Source organism: Idiomarina sp. OT37-5b, assembly GCF_002968395.1.
Classification (GTDB): Bacteria; Pseudomonadota; Gammaproteobacteria; order Enterobacterales; family Alteromonadaceae; genus Idiomarina; species Idiomarina aquatica.
On the sequence record NZ_CP027188.1, the window covers coordinates 2,076,214 to 2,099,228 of the forward strand.

Genomic DNA, 23,015 nt, shown 5'->3' on the forward strand with positions numbered 1-23,015 from the left:
GTGCTAAAGGACAATCAATGTGACTAAGGTAGCAGAGAATAATAGCCAAACCATAGCAAAAAACCTGGCGACAGTGCGTGAACAACTGCACGATTTGGCGGCCGAGTCGAGCTATGTCAATGAGGTGCAACTGGTCGCGGTCAGTAAACGCCACCCTATCGAAGCGGTTCAGGCAGCGGCCGCCGCCGGACAGCGTGATTTTGGTGAAAATTACGTGCAGGAAGGCGTCGCCAAAATTAACGCGCTTGCTGAGCTATCACTGACCTGGCATTTCATCGGCCCGTTACAATCCAATAAGACCCGTGACGTGGCTGAGCACTTTGACTGGGTACAAAGTGTTGAGCGTGAAAAAATTGCGCGCCGGCTGAATGACCAACGTCCCGCGGATAAGCCACCGCTGAATGTGTTATTACAGGTTAATATTGACGACGACGATAATAAGTCCGGTCTGGCACCGGCGCAGGTGATGGCATTAGCCAAGCTTGTCGACGCCTGCGAGCGGCTGCAGTTACGCGGTTTAATGACCATCTTAAAAGCCGGTACCGAGCCGACGCAACAACGCGAGAGTTTTGCCCGCATGCGGTCGTTATTTGAACAGCTCCAGCAAACCTTTGGGTCCTCCGTTGACACGCTTTCCATGGGAATGAGCGGCGATATGCGACAAGCGGTGCTTGAGGGTGCTAACATGGTACGTATTGGAACTGCAATTTTTGGACAACGGGAGTGATAATGAACGATATCCGTAACATCGCCTTTATTGGTGCAGGTAACATGACGCAAAGCATTGTTGGCGGTATGTGTAAAAGTGGCTACCCAGCGAACAACGTGTGGGTCAGTAACCCCAGCGCCGGTAAATTGGAAAAAATGAAATCGGAATTGGGCGTTAACACCAGTCACGACAATCTAGAAGTCGTCAACGCCGCCGATGTCGTGGTGTTGTCGGTAAAACCCCAGTTGATGGCTGACGTCTGTGCTCACCTGAAAGAAAATATTTCAAATCTGGCTGATAAACTGATCATCACCATTGCCGCCGGTATCCGTATGCCCAAGTACCGTCAATACCTCGGCGATGACATTACTATTATTAGAGTGATGCCCAATACCCCATCGTTGGTCGGCCAAGGCATGTCCGGATTGGTCGCAGAAGATAGCGTCAGCGATACCGACAAAAGCTACGTCACTGAGGTGTTTAACGGCGTGGGCGATACGCTTTGGGTAGCTGATGAAGATCAGCTGGATATACTTGGCGCCGTTGCCGGTAGCGGTCCAGCTTACTTTTTCGAATTTATGGACAGCCTCGCCAAAGGCGCGGTCGAACTGGGCTTTGATCCGGAGAAAGCGCGCGCCATGGTGCAACAAACCTGCTTAGGGGCTGCGCAAATGGCAAAAGAAAGCGACTTATCGCTGGAAGACCTGCGTAAACAAGTCACCAGTAAAGGCGGCTCAACCGCGAAAGGGGTTGAAGTTTATCAACAACGTCACTTGCACGAGATTTCTGCTGACGCTGTCAAAGCGGCGGTTAAGCGTAATCAAGAAATGGCTAAGTTGTTTTAGGAGCGGACATGAACGACGCGTTAACGTTTTTAGTTGCCACCCTTATCGATCTGTATTTGATCGTCATTTTACTGCGGGTGTGGATGCAACTGGTAAAGGCGGACTACTACAACCCCGTCAGCCAGTTTGTCGTTAAAGCGACCCAGCCGGTGGTCGGTATTCTGCGCAAGGCGATTCCCTCAGCGGGTCGCCTTGACACAGCGAGCCTGGTGTTCGCGATCATTATCGGTGTGCTAAAAGCGGCGGCATTATTCTCATTGAATGGCTACGGTGTACCGCTGTTACCGGTGATCATTCAGGGGATTCTGTTTACCGTCAGCAGCTTACTGTCGATGTTATTCTGGATCCTCATTATTCGTGCGATCCTAAGCTGGTTCTCGCAGGGCTATAATCCGATGGAAGCCATGCTGCATCAGTTGACAGAGCCCTTGTTAGCACCGGTTAGACGGATTATCCCACCGCTTGGCGGGCTCGACCTGTCGGTGCTGGTGGTGATTATCGTGTTGCAGTTTTTACGAATCTTGATTGGCGTATAAGGAGCAATAGCGATGTCAGGCGTTATCTTAAGAGTGCTTAGTGGTTTGTTATTAGCGGCCGTTTCTGTCGTGGCTGTAGCAGAGCAGAAACAGCAAATCGGTCAATGGGACGTGCATTACAGTGCCTTTAACTCAACCTTTCTGACGCCAGAAATCGCCGCGCAGTACGGTATTACCCGCAGCGATAAACGTGGCTTGGTGAATATTTCGGTGCTGCACAGCGACACTCAAAGCGCGGTTCGTGCCAAGCCCGAAGGCTACGTCAGTAATCCACGCGGCGGTGTGCAGAACCTGGAGTTTCAGGAAATAACCGAAGGTGACGCCATTTATTATCTGGCCAGTTTTCAGTTTGGCGATGAAGAAGTTATGCGCTTTACCCTTCGTTTTCCTGACAGTAAAAACGCCGGTGAAACGCTCACGTTCGAGCAGCAATTTTATCAAGAGTGAGCCGCGGCTCACTCTTTTGCTTTAATCCCCAGCGATTTAACCTCACCCAGTTCATCAATTTCACGCACAGTAAGCACCACATCCCCAACCGTTATCATGTCCCCGATAACCACGCGCCGGTGAAATTTTTCGGTGAAGTAGTCTTTGAGCATTTTTCCCATCAGCGTATCGTCAACATTACCCAGCGGATAAACCGATGACAGCTCGGTAAAGGTTAGATCGCCGCGTAACGAGAAATCGCCGAAGAAGCCTTTGTCATTCACTTTCAGACCGCGCCCGCCAGATGCCAAAATTCGGCTGACCTCATCGATATCACGAGCCGTTGCCGCAACCAACAGATCATCCCCTTCCTCTACCACCGGTTTGGTTTCCGGTTGAATCCATTCACCATCCCGCACCAGACCAACAAAGGTCGCCGGGGCGGTTAGCTTCAACTCACTCCAACTGTGATCACAGGCCGGCGAGTCCTTATCAATACGGTACAACCAGACTTCCAGCGCTTCTTTTGACGGTACCGAAGACAATGGCATGCGTTGTTGCGGTTGTGGCCGCTTGGGCACTTCGAGGTTCAACCAGCGAGCCAGCGGCGCAATGGTCCAGCCTTGGATCAGCAGCGAAACCATCACCACCACAAAGGCAATGTCGAAATAAAGCTCCTGTTGTTCAACACCGCTTAGCCAGGGGAACAATGCCAGAATAATTGGCACCGCACCGCGCAGCCCAACCCAGCTCATAAATATCTGTTCGCGCCAGGGGAACGAAAACGGTAACAAGCTGATGAGCACCGCTATCGGACGCGCGACAAAGATCAGTGCAAACGCAATACCTAAGGCGACCGGCAAGTACTCCAGCAAATGTGAGGGGGTGACCAGCAGGCCCAGGATCAGGAACATGGTAATTTGCGCCAGCCAGGCCAGCCCGTCTTGCACATGCAGAATGTGCACCAGTTGCGGCAGCCGTGCATTACCGATCACAAAGCCCATCAAATAGACCGCCAGAAATCCACTGCCCTGCAGGGTCGCGGTGGTGGCAAACACCAATACCGCGCTTGCCACCGCCAATAACGGAAAAAAAGTAAAACTTAACGGCAGCTTACGCGCCGCAATAATAAACAGCCGGCCACCCAACCAGCCGAATAATAAACCACCAACAAGTTGCCATATCACTTCGGCCAGCATCAGGTACCAGACGTCAAAGCGACCACTGGCAACCGCTGCGGTCATCGTCAGCGTCAGGATGACCGCCATCGGATCGTTGGTACCGGACTCGATCTCCAGTGTAGCCCCGACCCGTTCCTTAATTTGCAGTCCCTGCGACTGAAAAATACCAAACACCGCGGCAGCATCCGTCGAGCTGAGAATGGCTCCGATCAATAACGCCGCCGGCCACGGCAGACCAAACCAAAATACGGCGGCGCAGGCAACCAAGGTACAGGTTAGTGCAACCCCTACCGTTGCCAGGCTTATCGCTGGCCACAGTGCCACCCGGAAGCGTTGCGGATTGGTGCGCATCCCCCCATCAAAGAGGATAATCACCAACGCGGTCGAACCGATGAAAAACGCCATATCAGGATCGTCGAAGTCAAGGCCGATAATGCCGTCCGTGCCGGCGAGCATTCCAATGATAAGGAAGGTCAGTAAAATCGGCGCGCCGAGGCGGTTTGACAGAACGCTCGCAAGAATACTGATCACCAACAGCAAGCCACAAATCAATAACAGTGTATTGGCAGTATCCAAACCAGTATCTCCTTGCTCGTTCCGACGAATCCTCGGTCATGTTATCATGCAATTCAAATTGAGTGATGAATTTAACACTATGCAAAATACCCGCAAAGAAATCGTTCTGGCTACCGGAAACCAAGGGAAAGTCAAAGAGTTACAGGCCATGTTGGCGGACCATCCGACCACCAGCAACTGGCGTATCAGAGCGCAGTCCGAATGGCACTTTGAAGAAGCTGAGGAAACCGGCCTGGCGTTTGTCGAAAATGCCATCATAAAAGCGCGCCATGCGTGTGAACATACCGGTCTACCCGCGATTGCTGATGACTCAGGTCTGGCGGTCGCGGCGCTCAACGGCGCTCCCGGGGTATTCTCGGCACGTTTCGCGGGGGCCGGCTGCAGTGACGCCGATAACATCGACAAGCTATTAACCGAATTACGGGATGTTGCCCCCGAACAACGACAGGCGACCTTCCATTGTGTCTTGGTATACCTGCAACACGCCGCCGACCCAACCCCGTTGATTTGTCATGGCCAATGGCATGGTTCAATCCTGGAACGCCCGCGGGGAGAAGGCGGCTTTGGCTACGATCCCATTTTTTGGGTAGCACAGGAGCAAGCCTCTGCGGCCGAATTGCCGCGCGAGCGCAAACAGCAGTTGAGCCACCGTGGTAAAGCCTTAGCCCAATTATTGGAACAGTTGACCCAACATGCCTAAAGCGTCTCTTGAACTGCCAGAATTATCGCTTTACGTACACATCCCCTGGTGTATACAGAAGTGTCCGTATTGCGATTTTAATTCGCATAAATTAACCGGGAACATTCCGGAACAGGCTTATATTGGCCGCTTACTGGATGACTTGAAAGCGGACAGTGAATGGGTTCAGGGGCGTGACATCCACTCCATTTTTATCGGCGGAGGCACCCCGAGTGTGATGACCGCCAGCGCTATTCAGCGCCTGTTGGACGGCATCCGCGCGCAATTAACCTTGGCCGAAGGCTGTGAAATCACGCTGGAAGCAAACCCGGGCACCTTTGAAACAGAAAAGTTTGATGACTTTGTCCGCGCTGGTGTCACCCGCTTGTCGATTGGCATTCAGAGCCTCCAGCACCACCAGTTGCAGGCTTTAGGTCGCATTCATGACCCGCAGCAGGCGAGAGCCGCCGCCGCACACGCTGGCGTCTTGCCGTTAACCAGTTTTAACCTGGATTTAATGCATGGCCTGCCGGACCAATCGCTGGCGATGGCGCTCGATGACCTTAAACAAGTCATCGAGCTTAACCCGCCGCATATTTCCTGGTACCAACTGACCATTGAGCCAAACACGCTGTTCGCCAGCAAGCCTCCGCAATTGCCGGACGATGACACACTATGGGATATTTATCTGCAGGGTCATCAATTATTGCAAGCCGCCGGCTATCAGCAATACGAAGTCAGTGCCTATGCAAAACCTGGCCATCAGAGCCGCCATAATCGTAATTATTGGCGCTACGGGGACTACTTAGGGATCGGTTGCGGGGCGCACAGTAAGGTGACTCTAGCCGATCGAAATACCATTTTACGCTGCGAGAAAGTCAAACACCCGCAGGGTTACCTCGACTTAACCCGTAACCCACGCTATCAGCTTACAGAAATTACACCGGAAGAACGGTATTTTGAGTTTTTCATGAATCAATTACGATTACTTGAGCCGGTATCCAAGCAACGCTTTGAACAAACCACGGGGCTTAGCGCCGACGCAGCCTCCGCTAAACTCCAACCTGCGATCAGCAATCAATGGCTGGTTGAATCAGAAAGTCACTGGCAACTTACTGCCAGCGGTCACCGCTACCTCAACAGCGTGCTGGAGACCCTGCTATAGCCTTATACCTAAAGGTTGGCCGCCACGTGAATACGCGAGGTAGAATTCGAGGGGGCTAAGCCAGGAATGTTGGAGGCCATGGATGGCCGGAAACAAGCCCACACGGATGTGCTCGTGGCGGTTCCTGGCTTAGCCCCCTCAAGTTCTGCCAACAGCGTATTCACTTGGCAGCTATCTCGCGGCGTTAGCTGACGCCCCGGACAATTTTCCTCGCCATAATCAGCGCTGAAACATCAAATCCCAAACGCCGTGACCTTTGCGTTCGCCTCGTTGCTCAAATTTGGTCTTCGGCCGTGTTGTCGGACGGGGCACATAGTCGTTGGTTGCTGACAGGTTCGTCAATTCAGCATTGGCATTGAGTACGTCCAGCATATGTTCGGCATAATTTTGCCAGTCGGTGGCCAGGTGCAGAATTCCGCCAGGCACGAGCTTTTGTACCAACAGTTCGACAAACTCAGGTTGAATGATACGGCGTTTATGATGGCGTTTTTTATGCCAAGGGTCCGGGAAGAAGATCTGTACCCGATCCAATGAGTGGTCTGCGATGCACTGTTTCAGCACCTCGACGGCGTCTTCATTGTAGATACGCAGGTTATTAACACCTTCCTGCTCAGCGGCCATTAAGCAGGCACCAACGCCCGGCTCATGCACTTCTACCCCGATAAAATTGCGATCGGGCTCATTGTGTGCCATTTCGACCAACGAGTGACCCATGCCAAATCCAATTTCCAGAGTCACCGGGTGGTCATTGCCAAACACCGCCTTAAGATCCAGCTGGCCACCGGCAATACTGAGCCCCATGACCGGCCATTGACGCTCAATCGCTGCAGCCTGGCCCTTGGTCAGACGCCCCTCGCGTTTCACAAAACTACGTACGGTACGTACATATTTACCCGCAGCAGCGGCTTCTTCGGCACTTTTGAATTGAGTCATGAATGGCTGTTATCCGATATTCTGAATGATGAGAAATAAAAAAACGGGCCTACCCATTGGTAGACCCGTTCTATTTTAGCGGTTTATGGTGCTAAATCGCAACGCTTAGCGTTTAACCGGCACGCGGTTTACCACTTTCAATTCCGCTTCGATGCGACGGTTTTCCTGACGGTCAGCTGCACTGTTCTCACGCACTTTAGGCTGTGACTCACCGTGTCCTTTGTAATCAACACGGTTGGCGGCGATACCAAAGCGCTTAATTAACACATCGCCCACTGACTTCGCGCGGCGTTCCGATAGCCACTGGTTATAGTCTGCCTCACCGGTAGAGTCAGTATGACCGTGGATGGTAATGCTTAGCTGCGGGTGTTCCTTCATAAAGTTTGCCATTTCTTCGATGGCACCCATCGCTGACTCACGAACTTTTGATGAATTCAGGTCAAATTCGACCAGTAATTCTTCGCGAATCACTTCATTTTCATACATCACACAACCGGTTTCATCCACTGAGTAATCTTTAGGTGTGTTGACACATTTATCTTTGCTATCGATCACTCCGTCGCCGTCAGAATCAACCGGCTGCTGTGGCTCTGGTTGTGGCTCCGGCTGTGCCGGTTGCGGCGCTACTTCAGGACGCTGACGCGGCTCCGGCGATGCGTCTCGACCACCGAAGAACCACTGCACACCAAAATTAGCAAACATCTCATTATATTTCTCGTCGGTACCCTTCTGACCGCCAGCCTCTATGCGCCATGCCAGGTTATCATTAATGAAAGATCGATGGCCCACAGTAGCGCGAATCGCTTTATCCGCGATTCCACCGATATCCGAGCTAACCACACCCAGACCGGCATAAATGCTATCGTTAAAATGATACAGTGCGTCCGCACCAACATTTTCACCGTATGCGTTTCCGCCTTGTTCTATATCGGCTTCCAGGTACTCATAGTAAGCGCGAATTTCCCAAGCATCAGTAAGCATAGAACCGACTTCGATACCCGTTGCCAGTGTCGAAAAACCATTGTCAACAGGAGCAAACTGATTGTTTTCAACGGCAACACGGTCAGGGTCGGCAGAAAAAGCGCCCATACGTGCGCCGACGTAGATATCATTCTTCTCTACTTGAGTCTGTTGAGCCATCGCTGTTGAAGTCATTCCGACACCAACTAAGGCCAGTAAAACAGCATTTAATTTCTTCATTGCAAGCTCCTTGTTACTGCAATAAGCATATTACTTCTTGCACCCTTATACGACATTTTACGTATAACGATCACAATATGAATTACGTTAACCGTTATTATAGTACTAACTGGAAAAATGTCAGATGAGTTTGCAAATATTTACAGATACTTCATGGTAGGCTCATCCTACACTAAAGCCATACAAGTTAAGGAGTAGTTAATAAATGGCAAGCCGTCAACTGCAGGCTGATTTCAGCGGTTTGGTACTCGCCTGGTTTGACCAACACGGGCGTAAAAATTTGCCTTGGCAACACAATAAATCCGCTTACCGCGTTTGGGTATCCGAGATCATGTTGCAGCAAACTCAAGTGACTACTGTTATCCCCTATTTCGAACGTTTCATGGCGAGGTTTCCAACCGTCAATGATCTGGCTACCGCCGATATTGATACGGTACTAAGCCTCTGGAGCGGCTTGGGTTATTACGCGCGTGCTCGAAACCTCCACAAAGCCGCGCAATATGTTGTCGAGCACTACGACGGTGTATTTCCATGCTCTCAGCAACAATTGGAGTCTTTGCCTGGTGTCGGCCGCTCCACCGCGGGCGCGATTGCATCACTCGGCTGTGGTGAGTATGCGGCCATTCTGGACGGTAATGTCAAACGAGTACTCGCACGTTATTTTTTAGTCGCGGGCTGGCCGGGCCGCACTGCCGTTTTAAAACAACTGTGGTTGCTGTCAGAACAAGTCACGCCGAGTCAACGACATGCCGACTTTAACCAGGCAATGATGGATTTAGGCGCATTGGTTTGTACGCGTAGCTCACCACGCTGTAATGATTGCCCTCTTAGCGAAGGCTGTGGTGCTTTTCAGCAAGGTACGCAAACAGACTACCCGGCTAAAAAGCCAAAGCAAGACAAACCGGTGAAAACCGTCGTCTTTGCGATTTATCAACGCGGCAACCAAGTACTCCTGCAACAACGCCCGGCACAGGGCATCTGGGGTGGTCTCTGGAGTTTTCCTGAATTTGAATCTATGGCACAACTTAGCGATACATTATCAGTGAGCGTAAGCAACCTGCATGCCCTGCCCTCGTTTCGACATACGTTCTCCCACTTCCATTTGGACTGTCATCCTGTCTTAATAGATAATTATGACGAAACATCACCGGCTGTGGCAGAGCCGTCGGGCGGTGACAAACAGCGTTGGCTGAGTCTGGATACCTCCCCCGACGTGGGTGTTTCCGCAGCAACTCAAAAAATTCTTCAACAATTAAAGGAATCATTATGAGCCGTACGGTTTTTTGCGAATATTTACAACGAGACGCAGAAGGTCTGGATTTTCAATTATACCCAGGCGAGCTCGGCGAGCGTATTTTTAACCACATCTCCAAACAGGCGTGGGCAGAGTGGCAGAAAAAACAAACCATGCTCATTAACGAGAAGCATCTGAACATGATGTCTGAAGACGATCGCAAATTTTTGGAAGAGCAGATGGTAGCGTTTCTGTTCGAACGGAAAACTATTGAAATTGAAGGCTACACACCGCCGGAAAACTAAACGTGCGAAAAAAGATTGCAAAATCTCTGATTAGGCTAAATTATTGACTAAAATATTGACAATAGTTTCAGGTTATGAGCGTTACTGGAGCTTAAGCATCGATTCTGTTAGACTACTAACGAATTCAACAAAAGGGAGTCTTTATGAAAGCGCCATCCTGGCGAAGAGCCGTGCTTAAAGTTGGTAGTGCGCTCATCGCGCCAGATGAAACCGGAGTTAGTACCAAATACTTACTGCCCATTGCTCGTTTTATCAACGAGTGCCGTGAACGAGGCCAGGAAGTTGTATTAGTATCTTCAGGCAGTGTTGCCGCAGGTCGTAAGCATATTCACTTCGAACACAAGAAAGTTCCGGTCGCTGTTCGCAAAGCGATGTCAGCGGTAGGCCAGAACGAAATGATGGGGTATTGGTCGCGCTTTTTCGATTTTCCTTGCGCCCAGCTATTAATGACTCACAGCGACTTACGTGATCGTGCACGTTATGTGAGTATCAAGAACACCCTAAACAGATTGTTAGAGCACAACGTTTTGCCGGTCGTTAATGAAAACGACGCCTTGGCAACGGACGAAATGAAGGTCGGCGACAACGATAACTTGTCCGCGATGATCGCGACTCTGGTCGATGCCGATGCGCTCTTCATCTGTTCGGATATCGACGGGTTATATGACGCTGATCCGAATTTGAACCCGGAAGCTAAGAAAATACCGGTTGTCGAACAAATCGATGAAAGCATTTTCTCGCTGGCCGGCGGCTCGGTCAGTGCAGTAGGAACAGGTGGTATGCGCACCAAAGTAGAGGCGGCAGAAAAAGCAACCTCACACGGTATCGATACTTACATTGTTAATGGCCGCAAAGGTGAAACCTTTGAATCGCTACTACAAGGCGAAATTCCCGGAACACTGTTCCGTCGCCAGTCTGATCCTATCAGCAACAAGAAACATTGGCTCCGGCATACGCTGGTAGCCCAAGGTGAAATTCTCATCGACGAAGGCGCTGAGAAAGCGCTAATGGAAAATGGCGCGTCTTTATTAAGCTCAGGCATTGTTGATGTACAAGGCGACTTTGACCGCGGTGACGCCGTAGTGGTTCGTAGCGCGAACAACACAGACGCACTGGCAAAAGGCATTTGCCAGTACAGCTCGCACGAATTACTGCACATTAAAGGGCAACAAACAGAAGATATCGCCGAGCAATTTGGCTATAGCCCGATTACCGAAGTAATTCACCGCGACGATTTAATGATTTTGGAGGATTCATGAGCCAGCAGTTAGCAGAACAAATTGCCCAACGCGCAGCCAAAGCCGCTCGCGCCGTTGCTACTTTATCAGAGCAGGACAAAAACAACGTTCTGCAAAAAATGGCGGACGCCATTCGCAACCATAAAGACAACATCCTGGAAGTGAATAAAAAAGACATGGTTGCCGGCAAAGAAAAAGGCCTCAGCGACGCCATGATGGATCGCTTGCAGTTAAACGATGAACGTATCGAGGGCATGGCGACAGCCATTGAAGAAATCATCGCATTGAAAGACCCGGTAGGCGACAGCTATGTCCTGGAAGAGCGTCCCAATGGCCTGACCATCGAAAAAATGCGCATTCCGTTGGGTGTCATTGCGATGATTTACGAAGCACGCCCTAACGTTACCGCCGATGCGGGTGCGTTGTGCTTTAAATCCGGTAACGCCGTTATCCTGCGTTGTGGCCGCGAAGCCATCGAGAGCAGTAAAGCGATTGCAGAAGCTTTGCATGAAGCGTTGGAACAAAGTGGTTTGCCAAAAGACGTGATCACAGTGGTACCCACTCCGGATCGCGAACTGATGACCGAATTACTGCAACAGAAAGATTACATTGACCTGGTGATTCCACGCGGTGGTGAAGGTCTGATTCATTACGTCAGTGACACCAGTAAGATCCCGGTAATTCAGCACTATAAAGGCGTCTGCCATTTATATGTCGACAAAGACGCAGACCTTGATAAGGCGCTGGCTATTCTGCTGAACGGCAAGACGCAGCGTACTGGTGTTTGTAACGCCCTTGAAGGCCTGTTAGTGCATCAGGACGTAGCGGATAGCTTCCTGCCGATGGCAGCGAAAGCACTGGCGGAAAAAAACGTGGTTATCCACGCCGACAAGCGTTCAGTGAGCTATTTTGACGGCGCTGATGAAATTGCTGATGATGCGTTTGGTGAAGAGTATCTGGCGCTGGAGATTGCGGTACGTACCGTTGATGACTACGAAGCGGCGCTGGAACATATTCAGCAATTCGGCAGTGGTCACACCGAGGTTATCGTAACCGAGAATCAAGACACGGCGAAACGCTTCATCCGCGAAGTCGATTCTGCGGTCACCATGGCGAATGCCTCGTCACGTTTCTCAGACGGTGGTCAGCTTGGTTTAGGCGCCGAAATCGGTATTTCGACCAGCAAGCTGCACGCTTATGGCCCAATGGGCTTACAAGCATTAACAACAGAGAAGTTTGTGGTCACCGGCAACGGCCAAATCCGCGAATAACCGAAGCCACCGCTAATGCATTTAAAAAGCCTGCTCAACATCTGTTTGAGCAGGCTTTTTTATTCAGAGTATGGAGAGCGTTTAAGACTTTTCATAACCTGTTAAAAATTCAGGCCAGTCACGATTTTCTTTCCAGAAAAACGACTCGTTCTTACCCTTTTCTTTCACTAACGATCGTTTCAGTCTTGCCAGATTGTCCTGCTTCCATTGATCAGGCTCTTTAAAACCACATTTATCAAAGTCAACAATCCATGCTTTGTCCTGGTCATCCAGCATCAAGTTATGACAGTTTAAGTCTGAGTGATAAACGTTGTGGTTATGCATCTGCTTCACCGCAGCACCAAGAGTTTGCCATTGTTCTGCAGTTAAAGGCTTGTCACGCAGCAACCGGAAAACATCAATAGCCCCCGGGATCACCTCAACTAAAATATCTGCCCGATAACTGAACAGCCCGGTTTTAATCATTCTTGCAGCGATCGGTTTGGGTACCGGTAATCCCAGTTCTACCAATTTACCCAGTAAATCAAATTCATGAATCGCACGGCTTTGCTGTTCAGGTTCGCGCCAAAACCGGTCTTTATTCACCTTGCCCACTAATCCACCACGATAATAATGGCGCAATAACATGCCATGATCACCCTGCTGAATAAACCAGACCGTAGCCCGTCCGGTCGAATTACCGGCAATCGCTTTTTGTTGCTGCCAGTATTTGGGAGAAAAATGTTTCGCTTCACACTCCGGCAAAACCGCTGAATCAAATTTTATAAACTCTTTGCCGTTGGTCTGAGTTTTTACCATGAAGTTTCCTGTAAAAGTTGCTTGCAAGGCCCTTTCCCGGACACGTTGTGTCGCACCTTTGTGTTGTAATAGTACCTTCTGCGCCGCTGCAATCTGTTGCTGACGAGTGTTGCTGTCAGACAGTAACTCAGCGACTTGATCGACAAGGGTATCGCAATCGTCGACCCAACGTACACCTTTGGCACGGTTTAACTGTTGATAGATTTCCGCAAAGTTATACACCGAGCGACCCGACAGCACCGCACTGCCGCCCGCGATCAGTTCCAGTGGGTTATGCCCACCCCGCTCAATCAAGCTGCCACCAACGAAGCTGATGTCAGCGGCGCAGCTCCAAACCAACATTTCGCCCATGGAGTCGGCGATAAGCACCGAGTCGTCGTTGGGCATTTCGGTAATTTCACTGCGCCGTGTAAAATCAACACCGGCTGCATTCAACAGTTCAGCGACGCGCTCAAACTGCTCCGGGTGGCGGGGTGCAATCACCAGTTGAACATCGTATGCCCGCTTAATTTTCGCATAAGCGTCCAGGATGATCTCATGCTCGCCGGGATGCGTGCTGGCACAAAGCCATACCGGCTTGTCCGCCACTGCAGTAAAAAATGTCCGCGCCTGACAGCGCTGCTCATCGGTGACCGTAACATCAAATTTCAAGTTACCATCAACCGTCACAGCAGGTGCACCGAGCGCTCGGAATCTTCGGGCTGACGCCTGTGTTTGTGCGCTCACCAGCGCCAGTTGTTGCCAAACTGGGCGCAACAGTGCCTGTAATCGCCGATAACCCGCGGCCGACGGTTGTGATAGGCGGGCATTGAGCAAGGCCACAGGAATACGACGGCGTTTCAATTCGTCTAAAAACCGTGGCCACAGTTCTGTTTCCATCAACCACACCGCTTGAGGGGCTAGTCGCTCAATGAAACGCTTTACCGCACCGGGATAATCCAGCGGAAAATAGACACAGTTAACGCGGTCGCCAAAGCGTGCTTCGATAAGTCGCCGCGCCGTCGGCGTCATGCAGGTAACGGTTATGGGCAACATCGGGTACTCAGCTAACAACTGTGCTATCAGTCCCTTCGCCGCCAGTGTTTCGCCCACAGATACGCTGTGAATCAACAGGCCGCCCTGGTACTCAGCTTTAGTGGCAGTAAAAGCCAAGCGTTCACCCAGATGTTGACGATAACCTGGGTCCTTGCGACCACGCAGCCAAAAATAAAGCACCAACAGCGGCACTAATGCTGTCATCAATGCCGCGTACAGCCGTCGTAGCATAATTAACGCCAGTACTCGGCAATCCAACGCGTCGGTAATACCTTGCGGTACCATTTACCGCTACGGCCACGCAAGGCATCGTCAGGATGCGGTTTACCGTGGAAAATAATCACCTTAGCTCCCTCAGGGATCCGCGGCTGCTGGAAGAAGCTGAGCGGGAATGGACGCAGGCAATGGCGTTTGAAGCTGCGGCACCACTGTGCCGGCCAGTATTTCAATTTACCCTGGCGGTCGACGAACTGAGTGATAAATTCCTGTTCGTTGCGCACCGGCTCGGTTGCCTTCTTCGGATCAGCCTTAAGATAATCCAGTGCATCTTCGTGCGCGCCGGCCTCAAAGCGGAACACCGAGGTATTACCGGTTGCATCGGACTTATCCCATTCTTTGATCACCAGGAATTCGCCTTCCGGCTCAAAGAACTCATCCAGGCTGCCGACAATAACGATATCAAGATCCAGGAACAGCGTTGGACCGCTTAAATCATGCAGCGGATTGGCAAAACAGGTCAGTTTTAACCAGCCGTGTGCTTTGGTCCATGGCACTTGCTTGTCAAAGTCCTCAAAACCAATTTTAGGTATCGGTTTAACCTCGACTTCGTTGCGAATGCCTTCATTATCGTCAGTAAGACAAACAAAGCGGAACGGCCGGCTCAAATTGCGGCTTACCATAGAATACAGCGTGTTGACGTAGTCAGAGCCGTATTTATTGCCCCACTTAATGCATAAAACGTTTACGGGATCGGCTTGGTTATTCATAATTGCTCCCACCAAATAAAGTAGCCGCATAATGCCATATTTTTCACTTTTTAGGTATTAGATCTGCTTGCACAGTCTGCTCGTATTAGCTTTTTACACCAGTGAAACGCAAGGAACGTTATGAAGCACTTTAATCAAAAAGAACTGGCAGACATGGAAAACGAGGCAAGAGTAAAATTTATCAACTCCTTGTCGGGTTTCAAAAGCGCAAATTTAATTGGCACCAGTAGCCGCCGCAACGAGGACAACCTGGCCATCATCAGCTCTGTTGTTCATCTTGGTGCTAACCCACCGTTGATTGGATTCATCATGCGCCCTCATTCCGTCAGCCGCCATACTCTGGAAAATATTGAAGAGACCGGAGTCTATACCATTAACCACGTTCATACCGGTATCGTTAAACAAGCGCATCAAACATCAGCGCGGTATCAACGCGAACAATCGGAGTTTGAACAAACCGGTCTCACGCCGGCCCGCTATGATGGCTTTCATGCACCTTACGTTGAAGAAAGTCGCTTATCAATGGGCGTCAAACTGGTGGAAGTTGCCAGCATCACGCACAACGGTACCGAATTTGTCATTGGCGAAATTCAATGGGTAAGAACCGAAGAGTCGGCGATTCTCGATGACGGTTTTATCGATATTGAAGCACTGGAAACCGTCACCGTGTCCGGCCTCGATCGCTACCACACAACATCGGGCTTATGTCGTTTAAGTTACGCCAAGCCCGATCGCGAACCCACTGAAATTCCATTGAGTGGACCTAAGCAGGATGACTAACAAGCGCTATCAAACCCTACGATTGATCTTAGGTGACCAGCTCAACGCCAGTCATAGCTGGTTTCAGCACCAGCAAAAGGACGTACTTTATGTGATGATGGAAGTCGCGCAGGAAACCGATTACGTTCGCCATCATCGGCAAAAAGTGCTGGCCTTTTTTGCAGCGATGCGCAACTTTGCCAAGGCGCTCACCAGCAAAGGTTTTGACGTTCACTATCTGAGACTCGATGATGAACAAAACACCGGCTCCATCACTGACAACCTTGCCGCCTTGTTAGCCCGTTATCCGGATGCCCAATTGCAGTGTCAGCTGCCCGATGAATATCGGCTCGATCACCAGTTACGCTCCTGGGCCGGCGCTGAAAACATAACCATTGAATGGTTTGACAGTGAGCACTTCCTTACTCAGCGAAATTGCCTGGATAAGATCTTCAAAAGTGACGATAGCCTGCTAATGGAAACCTTTTATCGCCATATGCGGCGCCGACTCGGGATCCTCATGGACGGCGATAAACCGCTTGGCGGCAAGTGGAATTTTGACGCCGATAACCGCAAAAAGCTGCCAAAAAATGTAACCGTACCGGAACCTCTTTGCTTCGCCAATGACGTTTCCGACATCGACACCATGCTCTCCAACTGTGGCATAGCAACGCTTGGCAATGCACAGCCCCAACGGCTGCTTTGGCCAACCTCCCGCGCACAGGCAAGGCAATTGCTCAGTTATTTTTGTCAGCACTTACTTCCTTATTTCGGCACCTATCAAGACGCCATGGCTTTGCCAGAGCAACATCAGCATGCCTGGAGTCTTTTCCATTCTCGTTTATCATTTGCGCTGAACAGCAAAATGCTCAGTCCACTTGAAGTGGTCAGCAACGTGGTCGAGCACTGGCAACAACGCCCGGATGAGATTGAACTCAACCAGGTCGAGGGTTTCGTTCGCCAGATTATCGGCTGGCGAGAATATGTTCGTGGTATTTACTGGCGCTTTATGCCGAATTACAAGAACCAGAACCAGTTGCAGCACCAACGCGATTTGCCGGCTTTCTATTGGGATGCCGACACTCATATGAATTGCGTCCGACAGGCGGTTCAGCAGTCGCTCGATTATGCCTACGCACATCACATTCAACGGCTGATGATTACCGGCAATTTTGCGCTGCTGGCGGGCGTGCACCCCGATCACGTTGATGCCTGGTATCTTGGTATCTATATCGATGCCATTGAGTGGGTCGAGCTACCCAATACCCGCGGCATGAGTCAGTATGCCGACGGCGGAATACTGGCAACCAAACCCTACGTTGCCAGCGCCAACTACGTGCATAAAATGAGCCACTACTGCAGCGACTGTTACTACCAACACAACCAAAAAACCGGTGATAAAGCCTGCCCGTTTAACAGCCTTTACTGGCACTTTATCGACCGCCATCAACAAGCATTTGCGCAAAATCAGCGCATGAGTATGATGTATTCAGTTTGGCACAAAAAAACGCCGTCTGAGCGAGAGCAGATACTGCAGCAGGCTCAGCATTATTTGGACAACATGAATACCCTCTAAAGAGTAAGGAATTCGCTATGAAACACGGGCTGCTGGCAGCACTTACCGCGCTCCTCCTGTTAGGCTGCAAATCGAATCCGACGCCTGTTGCAGAGCCGGTTCAGTCATTTCAGGCCGAGCGTTATTTGGGCAAGTGGTATGAAATACTGCGGATGCCGCATGGCTTTGAGGAAAACCTCATTGCGGTAACCGCCGAGTATCGTCTAAACGGCGATAATACGCTGGAAGTCACCAACCGCGGTTGGCATATTAATGACAAAGAGTGGCAAACAGCCATTGGCCGTGCCGAGCCGGTTGACGGTATGACGGCGGCCTATCAGGTGACGTTTTTCTGGCCATTTTATGGTGGCTATTATGTTAGCTGGCTGGACAAAGATTATCAGCTGGCCATCGTAACCAGTGACTCTAAAGACTACTTTTGGCTGTTATCGCGAACCCCCGATGTGGATCAGAGTGATATTGATTACGCGCTGGCGAAAGCCAATGAGTGGGGATTTGATATTGACCGGATGATCGAGGTTGAACATCCGGCCAATTTGCCTTAGCGAGCTACTTAGTTAAAGCGACGCGCTGCGCCCTGGCCACGACGACCATCGCGACGGCGCTCACCGCGCGCACTGTCACGCCCACCTCCGTCACGACCACCAGTACGTGGTGGACGTGGCGCACGACGCACCTGCTCAGAGGTCAGTTCGAGTGACATTGGTTGCTGACGAACACGAGCTTTCTTCAATACTTTTACTACCTCACCCGGCAAACCTTTCGGTAACTGCACTAACGAGTGCTGATCAAATAACTGGATTTGACCAATAAAGCGGCTGTCCATTGACGCTTCGTTAGCAATCGCGCCAACAATGTCGCCCGGGCGAGCGCCATGCTCGCGACCGACCTGAATTTTATAGGTATCAAAGTCAGCATCAGTTGGGCGTGGCCCACGTGCCTTCTTACGATCACCGCGATCGGCACGGTCAGTCCGTTCACCACGTTCTGGGCGTTCACGCACGATACGATCTTCTTTCAGGAACAACGGACGCTGCTTGTGTTGTTGCTTTAACAGAGCTAATGCGATTTGTTCCGCGCTCAGATCCGATTCCTGCAACCATTTTTGCAGCAATTGCTCGACCGGTTGATGGTTTTCCTGCTCCAGTGTTGCGCGAATGGTCGTCAGTAATTGTTGCTGGCGATGTTCACTCAACTGCTGTGCGTTAGGCACCTCAAAGTACTCGATCGACGAGTTGGTCAGGCGCTCATAATGACGCAACAAGTGACGCTCTTTCGGACGGAAGAATAAAATCGCTTCCCCTTCACGACCCGCGCGGCCAGTACGACCGATACGGTGAACGTACGACTCAGTATCACCCGGTAAGTCATAGTTAATGACGTGAGTAATTTCAGGAACGTCAAGACCACGGGCAACAACATCCGTTGCCACCAGAATCTCAATGTGACCGCTACGCAATTGACTCACTGTCTGCTCACGTTGCGCCTGATTCAAGTCACCACTTAACGGCGATGCTTTAAAGCCAGACCGTTGCAACAGCTCCGCCACATCCATCGTATCCTGACGGGTACGCACGAAAATCAGTGCACGTTGGTACGGGGTGACTTCCAACAAACGGGTTAATGCCGTCATTTTGGTCAAGCCCGCCACTTTCCACGCTTTTTGCTTAATCGTCGCTTTTTCACGGGCAATCGCTTCGATCTGAATGTTAAGCGGATCGGTCAGGAAGGTTTTCGCCAACTTACGGATAGCGCCAGGCATGGTTGCCGAGAACAACGCACGTTGAGCACTTTCAGGAACCGCGCTAAGAATCTTTTCGATGTCTTCGATAAAGCCCATGTTCAACATTTCGTCAGCTTCGTCGAGTACCGCAACGCGCAAGGCGTCCAGTTTTAGCACGTTCTTATTAAGCAGATCGATCAACCGACCCGGCGTGCCGACGATGACCGGAGTACCCTTCTTAAGGGCCTGGATTTGTGGTCCAAATGCCGAGCCACCGTAAACGGTAGCAACATCAACACCTTTTAGCTGTTGCGCAAAGCTTTCAATGGCTTCCGCAACCTGAATCGCCAACTCGCGAGTCGGAGTAACAACCAGTACCTGCGTTTGACGCACTGATGGATCAATTGCGGCCAGCGCCGGCAAGCCAAATGCTGCCGTTTTACCGGTTCCTGTCTGGGCTTCACCCAGTACATCTTTACCGTCCAGTAACGCCGGAATTGACTGTTGCTGAATAGGAGTCGGTTGGGTAAAACCCAGCTTTTCCAGTTGGTTAAAGATAGCAGCAGGTAGTGCCATGTCGGCAAACGACATCGCTGAAATAGAATTTGACATGAATTTCTCACTCATTCCTGTTTGCCCAAGGCAAACGTACAACAAAAATAAGGGGTCCGGCCCGGCGACAGGAATCAATGACAAGCGCAATCGTAGCTTACGCTGTGCGTATGCCTACGGTTGAATAGAATATCTGGAATCAGGCGCTCAACCCCACGAATCAAGGGTTACCGCAGCCTCTAGATGCCAGCAGTCAGTGCTGGTATAAGCGGATTTCCTTGAAGAACGCGCATTATACGCAGTTTACCGACAAATACAAGTGAGAACGTTAATTATGGTTAATCATTGAGCGACAATACAGTTTTTACGAAAAAGTTGAACCATTACGTCAATTATTGCCTACATTGTAATAGATACTTTTTTGGAAGGAGGCACTATGTCAGCGCATTCTATGTCGTCGCTAACAAAAACGGATTGTTTTATTGAGGGTCATTGGGTTCCTACCGATAAACGTTTCAGCGTAACTAACCCGGCCACCGGTGAGTCGATTACAGAAGTCGCGGATGCCGGTGAAGATCTCACCCACCGCGCCATCAACGTGGCTGAAGCTGCACTCCCAAAATGGGCTAAAAAGACCGCTAAAGAACGTGCCGACCTGCTGCGTAAATGGTATCAGGCCATGATGGATAACAAACAGGCACTGGCCGAGCTGATGAGTGCCGAGCAAGGTAAACCGGTCGCCGAAGCGGCTGGCGAAGTCGAGTACGGCGCCAGCTTTGTGGATTGGTTCGCCAGTGAAGCCGAGCGTATTGATGGTGACATTCTGCCGGTTGCCGATAACAGCAAACGGGTGTTCGTGATGAAACAACCGATTGGCGTATGCGCTGCCATCACGCCGTGGAACTTCCCCAACGCCATGATTACACGCAAAATCGCACCTGCATTGGCGGCCGGCTGTACCATCGTGGTCAAGCCACCCCAACTAACCCCGTTATCCAGTTTGGCGCTTGCACAGTTAGCCAGTGAGGTCGGTATTCCTGATGGCGTTATCAATCTTATCCCGACAAGCGACGCCAAAACCGTTGGAAAAATCCTGGCGACGTCGCCCAAGGTGCGTAAATTATCATTCACCGGCTCTACCGGCGTTGGTAAAATTCTGATGCAGCAATGTGCCGAGAATGTGAAGAAAATTTCCCTCGAATTGGGCGGCAATGCACCATTCATTGTGTTCGATGACGCGGATATTAATGCAGCCGCCGAACAATTAATGGCCTGCAAATTCCGTAATGGTGGCCAAACTTGTATTGCCGCCAACCGCGTACTGGTTGATGAAAAGGTAAAAGACGACTTCATTAAAGCCATTACCAACAAGGTCAAAGCATTAAAAGTCGGACCGGGCGATGAAGAAGGCGTCGAACTCGGCCCATTGATTGATCAAGATGCCGTCGATAAAGTTCAACGACTGGTGGTGTCAGCCACATCCGACGGTGCGACTCTGGAAACCGGCGGTGAGGTACTGACCCGGCTAGGCGATCTGTTCTATGCGCCAACGGTGATCAGCGGCGTAACCGAGGAGATGGAAATTAACAGCGAAGAGATTTTTGGCCCGGTGATTGCCATCAGCACCTTTGCGACGGAAGAAGAAGCCATTGAGAAAGCCAACAATACGCCCTTTGGGCTGGCCTCGTATTTTGCCAGCAAAGACACCGCACGCATTTTCCGGGTGAGTGAAGCACTGGAATACGGCATGGTCGGCGTTAACACCGGCGGCATTTCTCACGCCTATAATCCTTTTGGCGGCATAAAAGAATCTGGTGTTGGACGAGAGGGGTCAAAATACGGTATAGATGAGTACCTGGAAATTAAGACAGTAACTCTCGGCGGACTCGGATGAACACATGGCAATCGCTACTGGATGACCTCAATCACACCTTTCGCACCGGGCTAACACGCCCGGTGTCCTGGCGTAAAGAGCAACTGAAACAATTGTTGCAGTTCCTCAACGACCATGAACAAGACCTGCTTGATGCCTTAAAAAAGGACTTAGGTAAGCACCCCAGCGAAGCCCGCCTGACCGAACTGCAGTTTTTACGCTCTGACATTAAACATACCCTTGCCAGTATCGCATCATGGGTCAGACCGCAGCGCGTTAAAACACCGATGTTAGCCTGGCCCGCTAAAAGTGAACTAGTGCCGGAGCCGCTCGGTACAGTATTGATACTCGGTGCCTGGAATTATCCGGTGCAGCTGTTACTGGCTCCGCTGATTGCGGCGATAGCGGCCGGCAACTGTGCGGTTATTAAGCCGTCGGAACACGCAAAGCATGTGGCCCAGGTGATGGGCAAAAATTTACCGAATTATTTGGATGCATCAGCCATCCGGGTCGTCAATGGCGAGGTTGACGTGTCATCGGAACTGACTCAGTTGCCCTTTGATCATATCTTTTACACCGGCGGTGAACAGGCGGCGCGTGCGATTCTTGCCGCTGCCGCACCGAACTTAACGCCGGTGACACTGGAGCTTGGCGGTAAAAGTCCGGCGGTCGTTCTCGCCGACAGTGACATCAAGGTCAGTGCCCGCCGTATCGTCTGGGGTAAGTTTTTAAATGCCGGACAGACCTGTATTGCGCCGGACTATGTGTTGGTTGAGGAAGCGGTCAAAGCTGAACTGATCGAACAGTTAACCTCCGCCATTAACGAGTTTTATGGTGACGATCCGCAAACCAGCGATGACTATGGGCGGATCATCCATCAAGCCCATTATCAACGCTTAGTCGATAGCCTAAAAGACCAACACATTCTGCACGGCGGCGACTTTTCCAAACGCGAGCGCTATATTGCACCGACGCTAGTGGATAACGTCGAGGCCAGCCACTCGCTGATGAAAGAGGAAATTTTCGGTCCCATCCTGCCGATTGTCAGCATCGACTCTGCGAATGAGGCGATTGAATACATCAGCGCGCGCCCCAAACCTTTGGCGTTGTATGTATTCAGTAAAAATAAACGAACCTTAAAGCAATTTACTCAACGCGTTGCGGCCGGTAACGTCTGTTACAACGATACGCTGATGTTTATGCTCAACGATGAAATGCCGTTTGGCGGTGTCGGCCGCAGCGGCATGGGTCGTTACCACGGGCGTTTCGGGTTTGATACCTTCAGCCATCTAAAACCCGTAATGACGCGTCGCTTTATGCTTGATGTTGCGCTGCGCTATCCTCCCTACAGCCGACTAAAAGACAAAGTTTTATCGTGGTTTAGTTAAAAAAGTTTCGTTAGCGCACCATTGAAA

The 23,015-nt window shown here is 50.8% G+C and carries 21 protein-coding genes; 15 read left to right on the top strand and 6 right to left on the bottom strand.

The genetic code is table 11. The features are described 5' to 3' along the window. The first annotated feature begins 19 nt into the window (after positions 1–19). From C5610_RS09850 to C5610_RS09865, 4 genes are read left to right on the top strand one after another with little or no spacing between them, the layout of a single operon-like run. Positions 20–727 (top strand): YggS family pyridoxal phosphate-dependent enzyme, encoded by a 708-nt coding sequence (locus C5610_RS09850; protein ID WP_105307013.1) that lies wholly within the window; start codon positions 20–22, stop codon positions 725–727. Between the two features lie 2 nt (positions 728–729). Then, the gene (proC, locus tag C5610_RS09855) at positions 730–1,554 is read left to right on the top strand and encodes a pyrroline-5-carboxylate reductase (RefSeq protein ID WP_105307014.1); all 825 of its coding nucleotides are present in this window, start codon (positions 730–732) and stop codon (positions 1,552–1,554) included. Positions 1,555–1,562: 8 nt separating this feature from the next. Further along, the gene (locus C5610_RS09860; RefSeq protein ID WP_105307015.1) at positions 1,563–2,090 is read left to right on the top strand and encodes a YggT family protein; all 528 of its coding nucleotides are present in this window, start codon (positions 1,563–1,565) and stop codon (positions 2,088–2,090) included. A 12-nt stretch (positions 2,091–2,102) separates the two neighbouring features. After that, positions 2,103–2,537, top strand: coding sequence for a DUF4426 domain-containing protein (locus C5610_RS09865; RefSeq protein WP_241970654.1), 435 nt, complete (start codon positions 2,103–2,105; stop codon positions 2,535–2,537). Positions 2,538–2,545: 8 nt separating this feature from the next. Here C5610_RS09865 and C5610_RS09870 read toward each other — a convergent pair whose 3' ends face one another. Then, positions 2,546–4,273 carry a potassium/proton antiporter gene (locus tag C5610_RS09870; RefSeq protein WP_105307016.1) on the bottom strand — a complete coding sequence of 576 codons (1,728 nt, stop codon included), beginning with the start codon at positions 4,271–4,273 and terminating at the stop codon, positions 2,546–2,548. Positions 4,274–4,319: 46 nt separating this feature from the next. On the opposite strand from C5610_RS09870, the gene rdgB reads away from it, so the two are divergent. Further along, positions 4,320–4,973 (top strand): RdgB/HAM1 family non-canonical purine NTP pyrophosphatase, encoded by a 654-nt coding sequence (rdgB, locus tag C5610_RS09875; RefSeq protein WP_410054409.1) that lies wholly within the window; start codon positions 4,320–4,322, stop codon positions 4,971–4,973. Continuing rightward, a complete protein-coding gene (gene hemW, locus C5610_RS09880) occupies positions 4,966–6,117 on the top strand; it encodes a radical SAM family heme chaperone HemW (RefSeq protein ID WP_105307017.1) in 1,152 nt (383 codons plus the stop codon). The genes rdgB and hemW overlap by 8 nt, the downstream gene beginning before the upstream one ends. 219 nt (positions 6,118–6,336) lie before the next feature. On the opposite strand, the gene trmB is transcribed toward hemW, so the two are convergent. Next, the gene (gene trmB / locus C5610_RS09885; protein WP_105307018.1) at positions 6,337–7,050 is read right to left on the bottom strand and encodes a tRNA (guanosine(46)-N7)-methyltransferase TrmB; all 714 of its coding nucleotides are present in this window, start codon (positions 7,048–7,050) and stop codon (positions 6,337–6,339) included. 105 nt (positions 7,051–7,155) lie between these two features. Further along, positions 7,156–8,250: an OmpA family protein gene (locus C5610_RS09890; RefSeq protein WP_105307019.1), complete on the bottom strand. Its 1,095-nt coding sequence runs from the start codon at positions 8,248–8,250 to the stop codon at positions 7,156–7,158. Between the two features lie 205 nt (positions 8,251–8,455). Between C5610_RS09890 and mutY the strand changes: the two genes are divergently transcribed. The 4 genes from mutY to C5610_RS09910 all read left to right on the top strand — a co-directional run bounded on the left by mutY (position 8,456) and on the right by C5610_RS09910 (position 12,298). Next, the gene (gene mutY, locus C5610_RS09895; RefSeq protein ID WP_187346264.1) at positions 8,456–9,520 is read left to right on the top strand and encodes an A/G-specific adenine glycosylase; all 1,065 of its coding nucleotides are present in this window, start codon (positions 8,456–8,458) and stop codon (positions 9,518–9,520) included. Then, the gene (locus tag C5610_RS09900) at positions 9,517–9,789 is read left to right on the top strand and encodes an oxidative damage protection protein (RefSeq protein ID WP_105307020.1); all 273 of its coding nucleotides are present in this window, start codon (positions 9,517–9,519) and stop codon (positions 9,787–9,789) included. Before mutY ends, C5610_RS09900 begins: the two co-directional genes overlap by 4 nt. Before the next feature lie 143 nt (positions 9,790–9,932). After that, the gene (gene proB, locus C5610_RS09905) at positions 9,933–11,048 is read left to right on the top strand and encodes a glutamate 5-kinase (protein WP_105307021.1); all 1,116 of its coding nucleotides are present in this window, start codon (positions 9,933–9,935) and stop codon (positions 11,046–11,048) included. Continuing rightward, positions 11,045–12,298 carry a glutamate-5-semialdehyde dehydrogenase gene (locus C5610_RS09910; protein ID WP_105307022.1) on the top strand — a complete coding sequence of 418 codons (1,254 nt, stop codon included), beginning with the start codon at positions 11,045–11,047 and terminating at the stop codon, positions 12,296–12,298. Before proB ends, C5610_RS09910 begins: the two co-directional genes overlap by 4 nt. Before the next feature lie 81 nt (positions 12,299–12,379). Here the strand turns inward: C5610_RS09910 and waaA are convergent, their stop codons facing one another. Together waaA and C5610_RS09920 are read right to left on the bottom strand one after the other, a co-directional pair. Then, positions 12,380–14,416 (bottom strand): lipid IV(A) 3-deoxy-D-manno-octulosonic acid transferase, encoded by a 2,037-nt coding sequence (gene waaA, locus C5610_RS09915; RefSeq protein WP_262339862.1) that lies wholly within the window; start codon positions 14,414–14,416, stop codon positions 12,380–12,382. Further along, the gene (locus C5610_RS09920; RefSeq protein ID WP_105307023.1) at positions 14,365–15,117 is read right to left on the bottom strand and encodes a glycosyltransferase; all 753 of its coding nucleotides are present in this window, start codon (positions 15,115–15,117) and stop codon (positions 14,365–14,367) included. Before C5610_RS09920 ends, waaA begins: the two co-directional genes overlap by 52 nt. A gap of 120 nt (positions 15,118–15,237) precedes the next feature. On the opposite strand from C5610_RS09920, the gene C5610_RS09925 reads away from it, so the two are divergent. From C5610_RS09925 to C5610_RS09935, 3 genes are read left to right on the top strand one after another with little or no spacing between them, the layout of a single operon-like run. Beyond that, positions 15,238–15,897, top strand: coding sequence for a flavin reductase family protein (locus tag C5610_RS09925; protein ID WP_105307024.1), 660 nt, complete (start codon positions 15,238–15,240; stop codon positions 15,895–15,897). Further along, a complete protein-coding gene (locus tag C5610_RS09930) occupies positions 15,890–17,452 on the top strand; it encodes a cryptochrome/photolyase family protein (RefSeq protein ID WP_105307025.1) in 1,563 nt (520 codons plus the stop codon). Before C5610_RS09925 ends, C5610_RS09930 begins: the two co-directional genes overlap by 8 nt. A 17-nt stretch (positions 17,453–17,469) precedes the next feature. Continuing rightward, complete coding sequence (locus C5610_RS09935) at positions 17,470–17,997, top strand: lipocalin family protein (protein ID WP_105307026.1); 528 nt, start codon at positions 17,470–17,472, stop codon at positions 17,995–17,997. 8 nt (positions 17,998–18,005) lie between these two features. On the opposite strand, the gene C5610_RS09940 is transcribed toward C5610_RS09935, so the two are convergent. After that, positions 18,006–19,787, bottom strand: coding sequence for a DEAD/DEAH box helicase (locus tag C5610_RS09940; RefSeq protein ID WP_105307789.1), 1,782 nt, complete (start codon positions 19,785–19,787; stop codon positions 18,006–18,008). A 376-nt stretch (positions 19,788–20,163) separates the two neighbouring features. Between C5610_RS09940 and C5610_RS09945 the strand changes: the two genes are divergently transcribed. Both C5610_RS09945 and C5610_RS09950 read left to right on the top strand, forming a co-directional pair. Continuing rightward, entirely contained in the window at positions 20,164–21,621 is a 1,458-nt protein-coding gene (locus C5610_RS09945) for an NAD-dependent succinate-semialdehyde dehydrogenase (RefSeq protein ID WP_241970652.1), read from the top strand. Continuing rightward, positions 21,618–22,988 carry an aldehyde dehydrogenase family protein gene (locus C5610_RS09950; RefSeq protein ID WP_105307028.1) on the top strand — a complete coding sequence of 457 codons (1,371 nt, stop codon included), beginning with the start codon at positions 21,618–21,620 and terminating at the stop codon, positions 22,986–22,988. The genes C5610_RS09945 and C5610_RS09950 overlap by 4 nt, the downstream gene beginning before the upstream one ends. Positions 22,989–23,015: the final 27 nt, after the last annotated feature.

Bases quoted from the DNA above. Each gene is read 5' to 3' on its own strand.
- C5610_RS09900 (WP_105307020.1), top strand. From the start codon at position 9,517: ATGAGCCGTACGGTTTTTTGCGAATATTTACAACGAGACGCAGAAGGT.
- trmB (WP_105307018.1), bottom strand. From the start codon at position 7,050: ATGACTCAATTCAAAAGTGCCGAAGAAGCCGCTGCTGCGGGTAAATAT.
- proB (WP_105307021.1), top strand. From the start codon at position 9,933: ATGAAAGCGCCATCCTGGCGAAGAGCCGTGCTTAAAGTTGGTAGTGCG.
- C5610_RS09930 (WP_105307025.1), top strand. From the start codon at position 15,890: ATGACTAACAAGCGCTATCAAACCCTACGATTGATCTTAGGTGACCAG.
- hemW (WP_105307017.1), top strand. From the start codon at position 4,966: ATGCCTAAAGCGTCTCTTGAACTGCCAGAATTATCGCTTTACGTACAC.
- C5610_RS09860 (WP_105307015.1), top strand. From the start codon at position 1,563: ATGAACGACGCGTTAACGTTTTTAGTTGCCACCCTTATCGATCTGTAT.
- proC (WP_105307014.1), top strand. From the start codon at position 730: ATGAACGATATCCGTAACATCGCCTTTATTGGTGCAGGTAACATGACG.
- C5610_RS09940 (WP_105307789.1), bottom strand. From the start codon at position 19,787: ATGTCAAATTCTATTTCAGCGATGTCGTTTGCCGACATGGCACTACCT.
- rdgB (WP_410054409.1), top strand. From the start codon at position 4,320: ATGCAATTCAAATTGAGTGATGAATTTAACACTATGCAAAATACCCGC.
- C5610_RS09945 (WP_241970652.1), top strand. From the start codon at position 20,164: ATGTCAGCGCATTCTATGTCGTCGCTAACAAAAACGGATTGTTTTATT.
- C5610_RS09925 (WP_105307024.1), top strand. From the start codon at position 15,238: ATGAAGCACTTTAATCAAAAAGAACTGGCAGACATGGAAAACGAGGCA.
- C5610_RS09950 (WP_105307028.1), top strand. From the start codon at position 21,618: ATGAACACATGGCAATCGCTACTGGATGACCTCAATCACACCTTTCGC.
- waaA (WP_262339862.1), bottom strand. From the start codon at position 14,416: ATGGTACCGCAAGGTATTACCGACGCGTTGGATTGCCGAGTACTGGCG.
- C5610_RS09865 (WP_241970654.1), top strand. From the start codon at position 2,103: ATGTCAGGCGTTATCTTAAGAGTGCTTAGTGGTTTGTTATTAGCGGCC.
- C5610_RS09935 (WP_105307026.1), top strand. From the start codon at position 17,470: ATGAAACACGGGCTGCTGGCAGCACTTACCGCGCTCCTCCTGTTAGGC.
- C5610_RS09890 (WP_105307019.1), bottom strand. From the start codon at position 8,250: ATGAAGAAATTAAATGCTGTTTTACTGGCCTTAGTTGGTGTCGGAATG.
- C5610_RS09910 (WP_105307022.1), top strand. From the start codon at position 11,045: ATGAGCCAGCAGTTAGCAGAACAAATTGCCCAACGCGCAGCCAAAGCC.
- C5610_RS09920 (WP_105307023.1), bottom strand. From the start codon at position 15,117: ATGAATAACCAAGCCGATCCCGTAAACGTTTTATGCATTAAGTGGGGC.
- mutY (WP_187346264.1), top strand. From the start codon at position 8,456: ATGGCAAGCCGTCAACTGCAGGCTGATTTCAGCGGTTTGGTACTCGCC.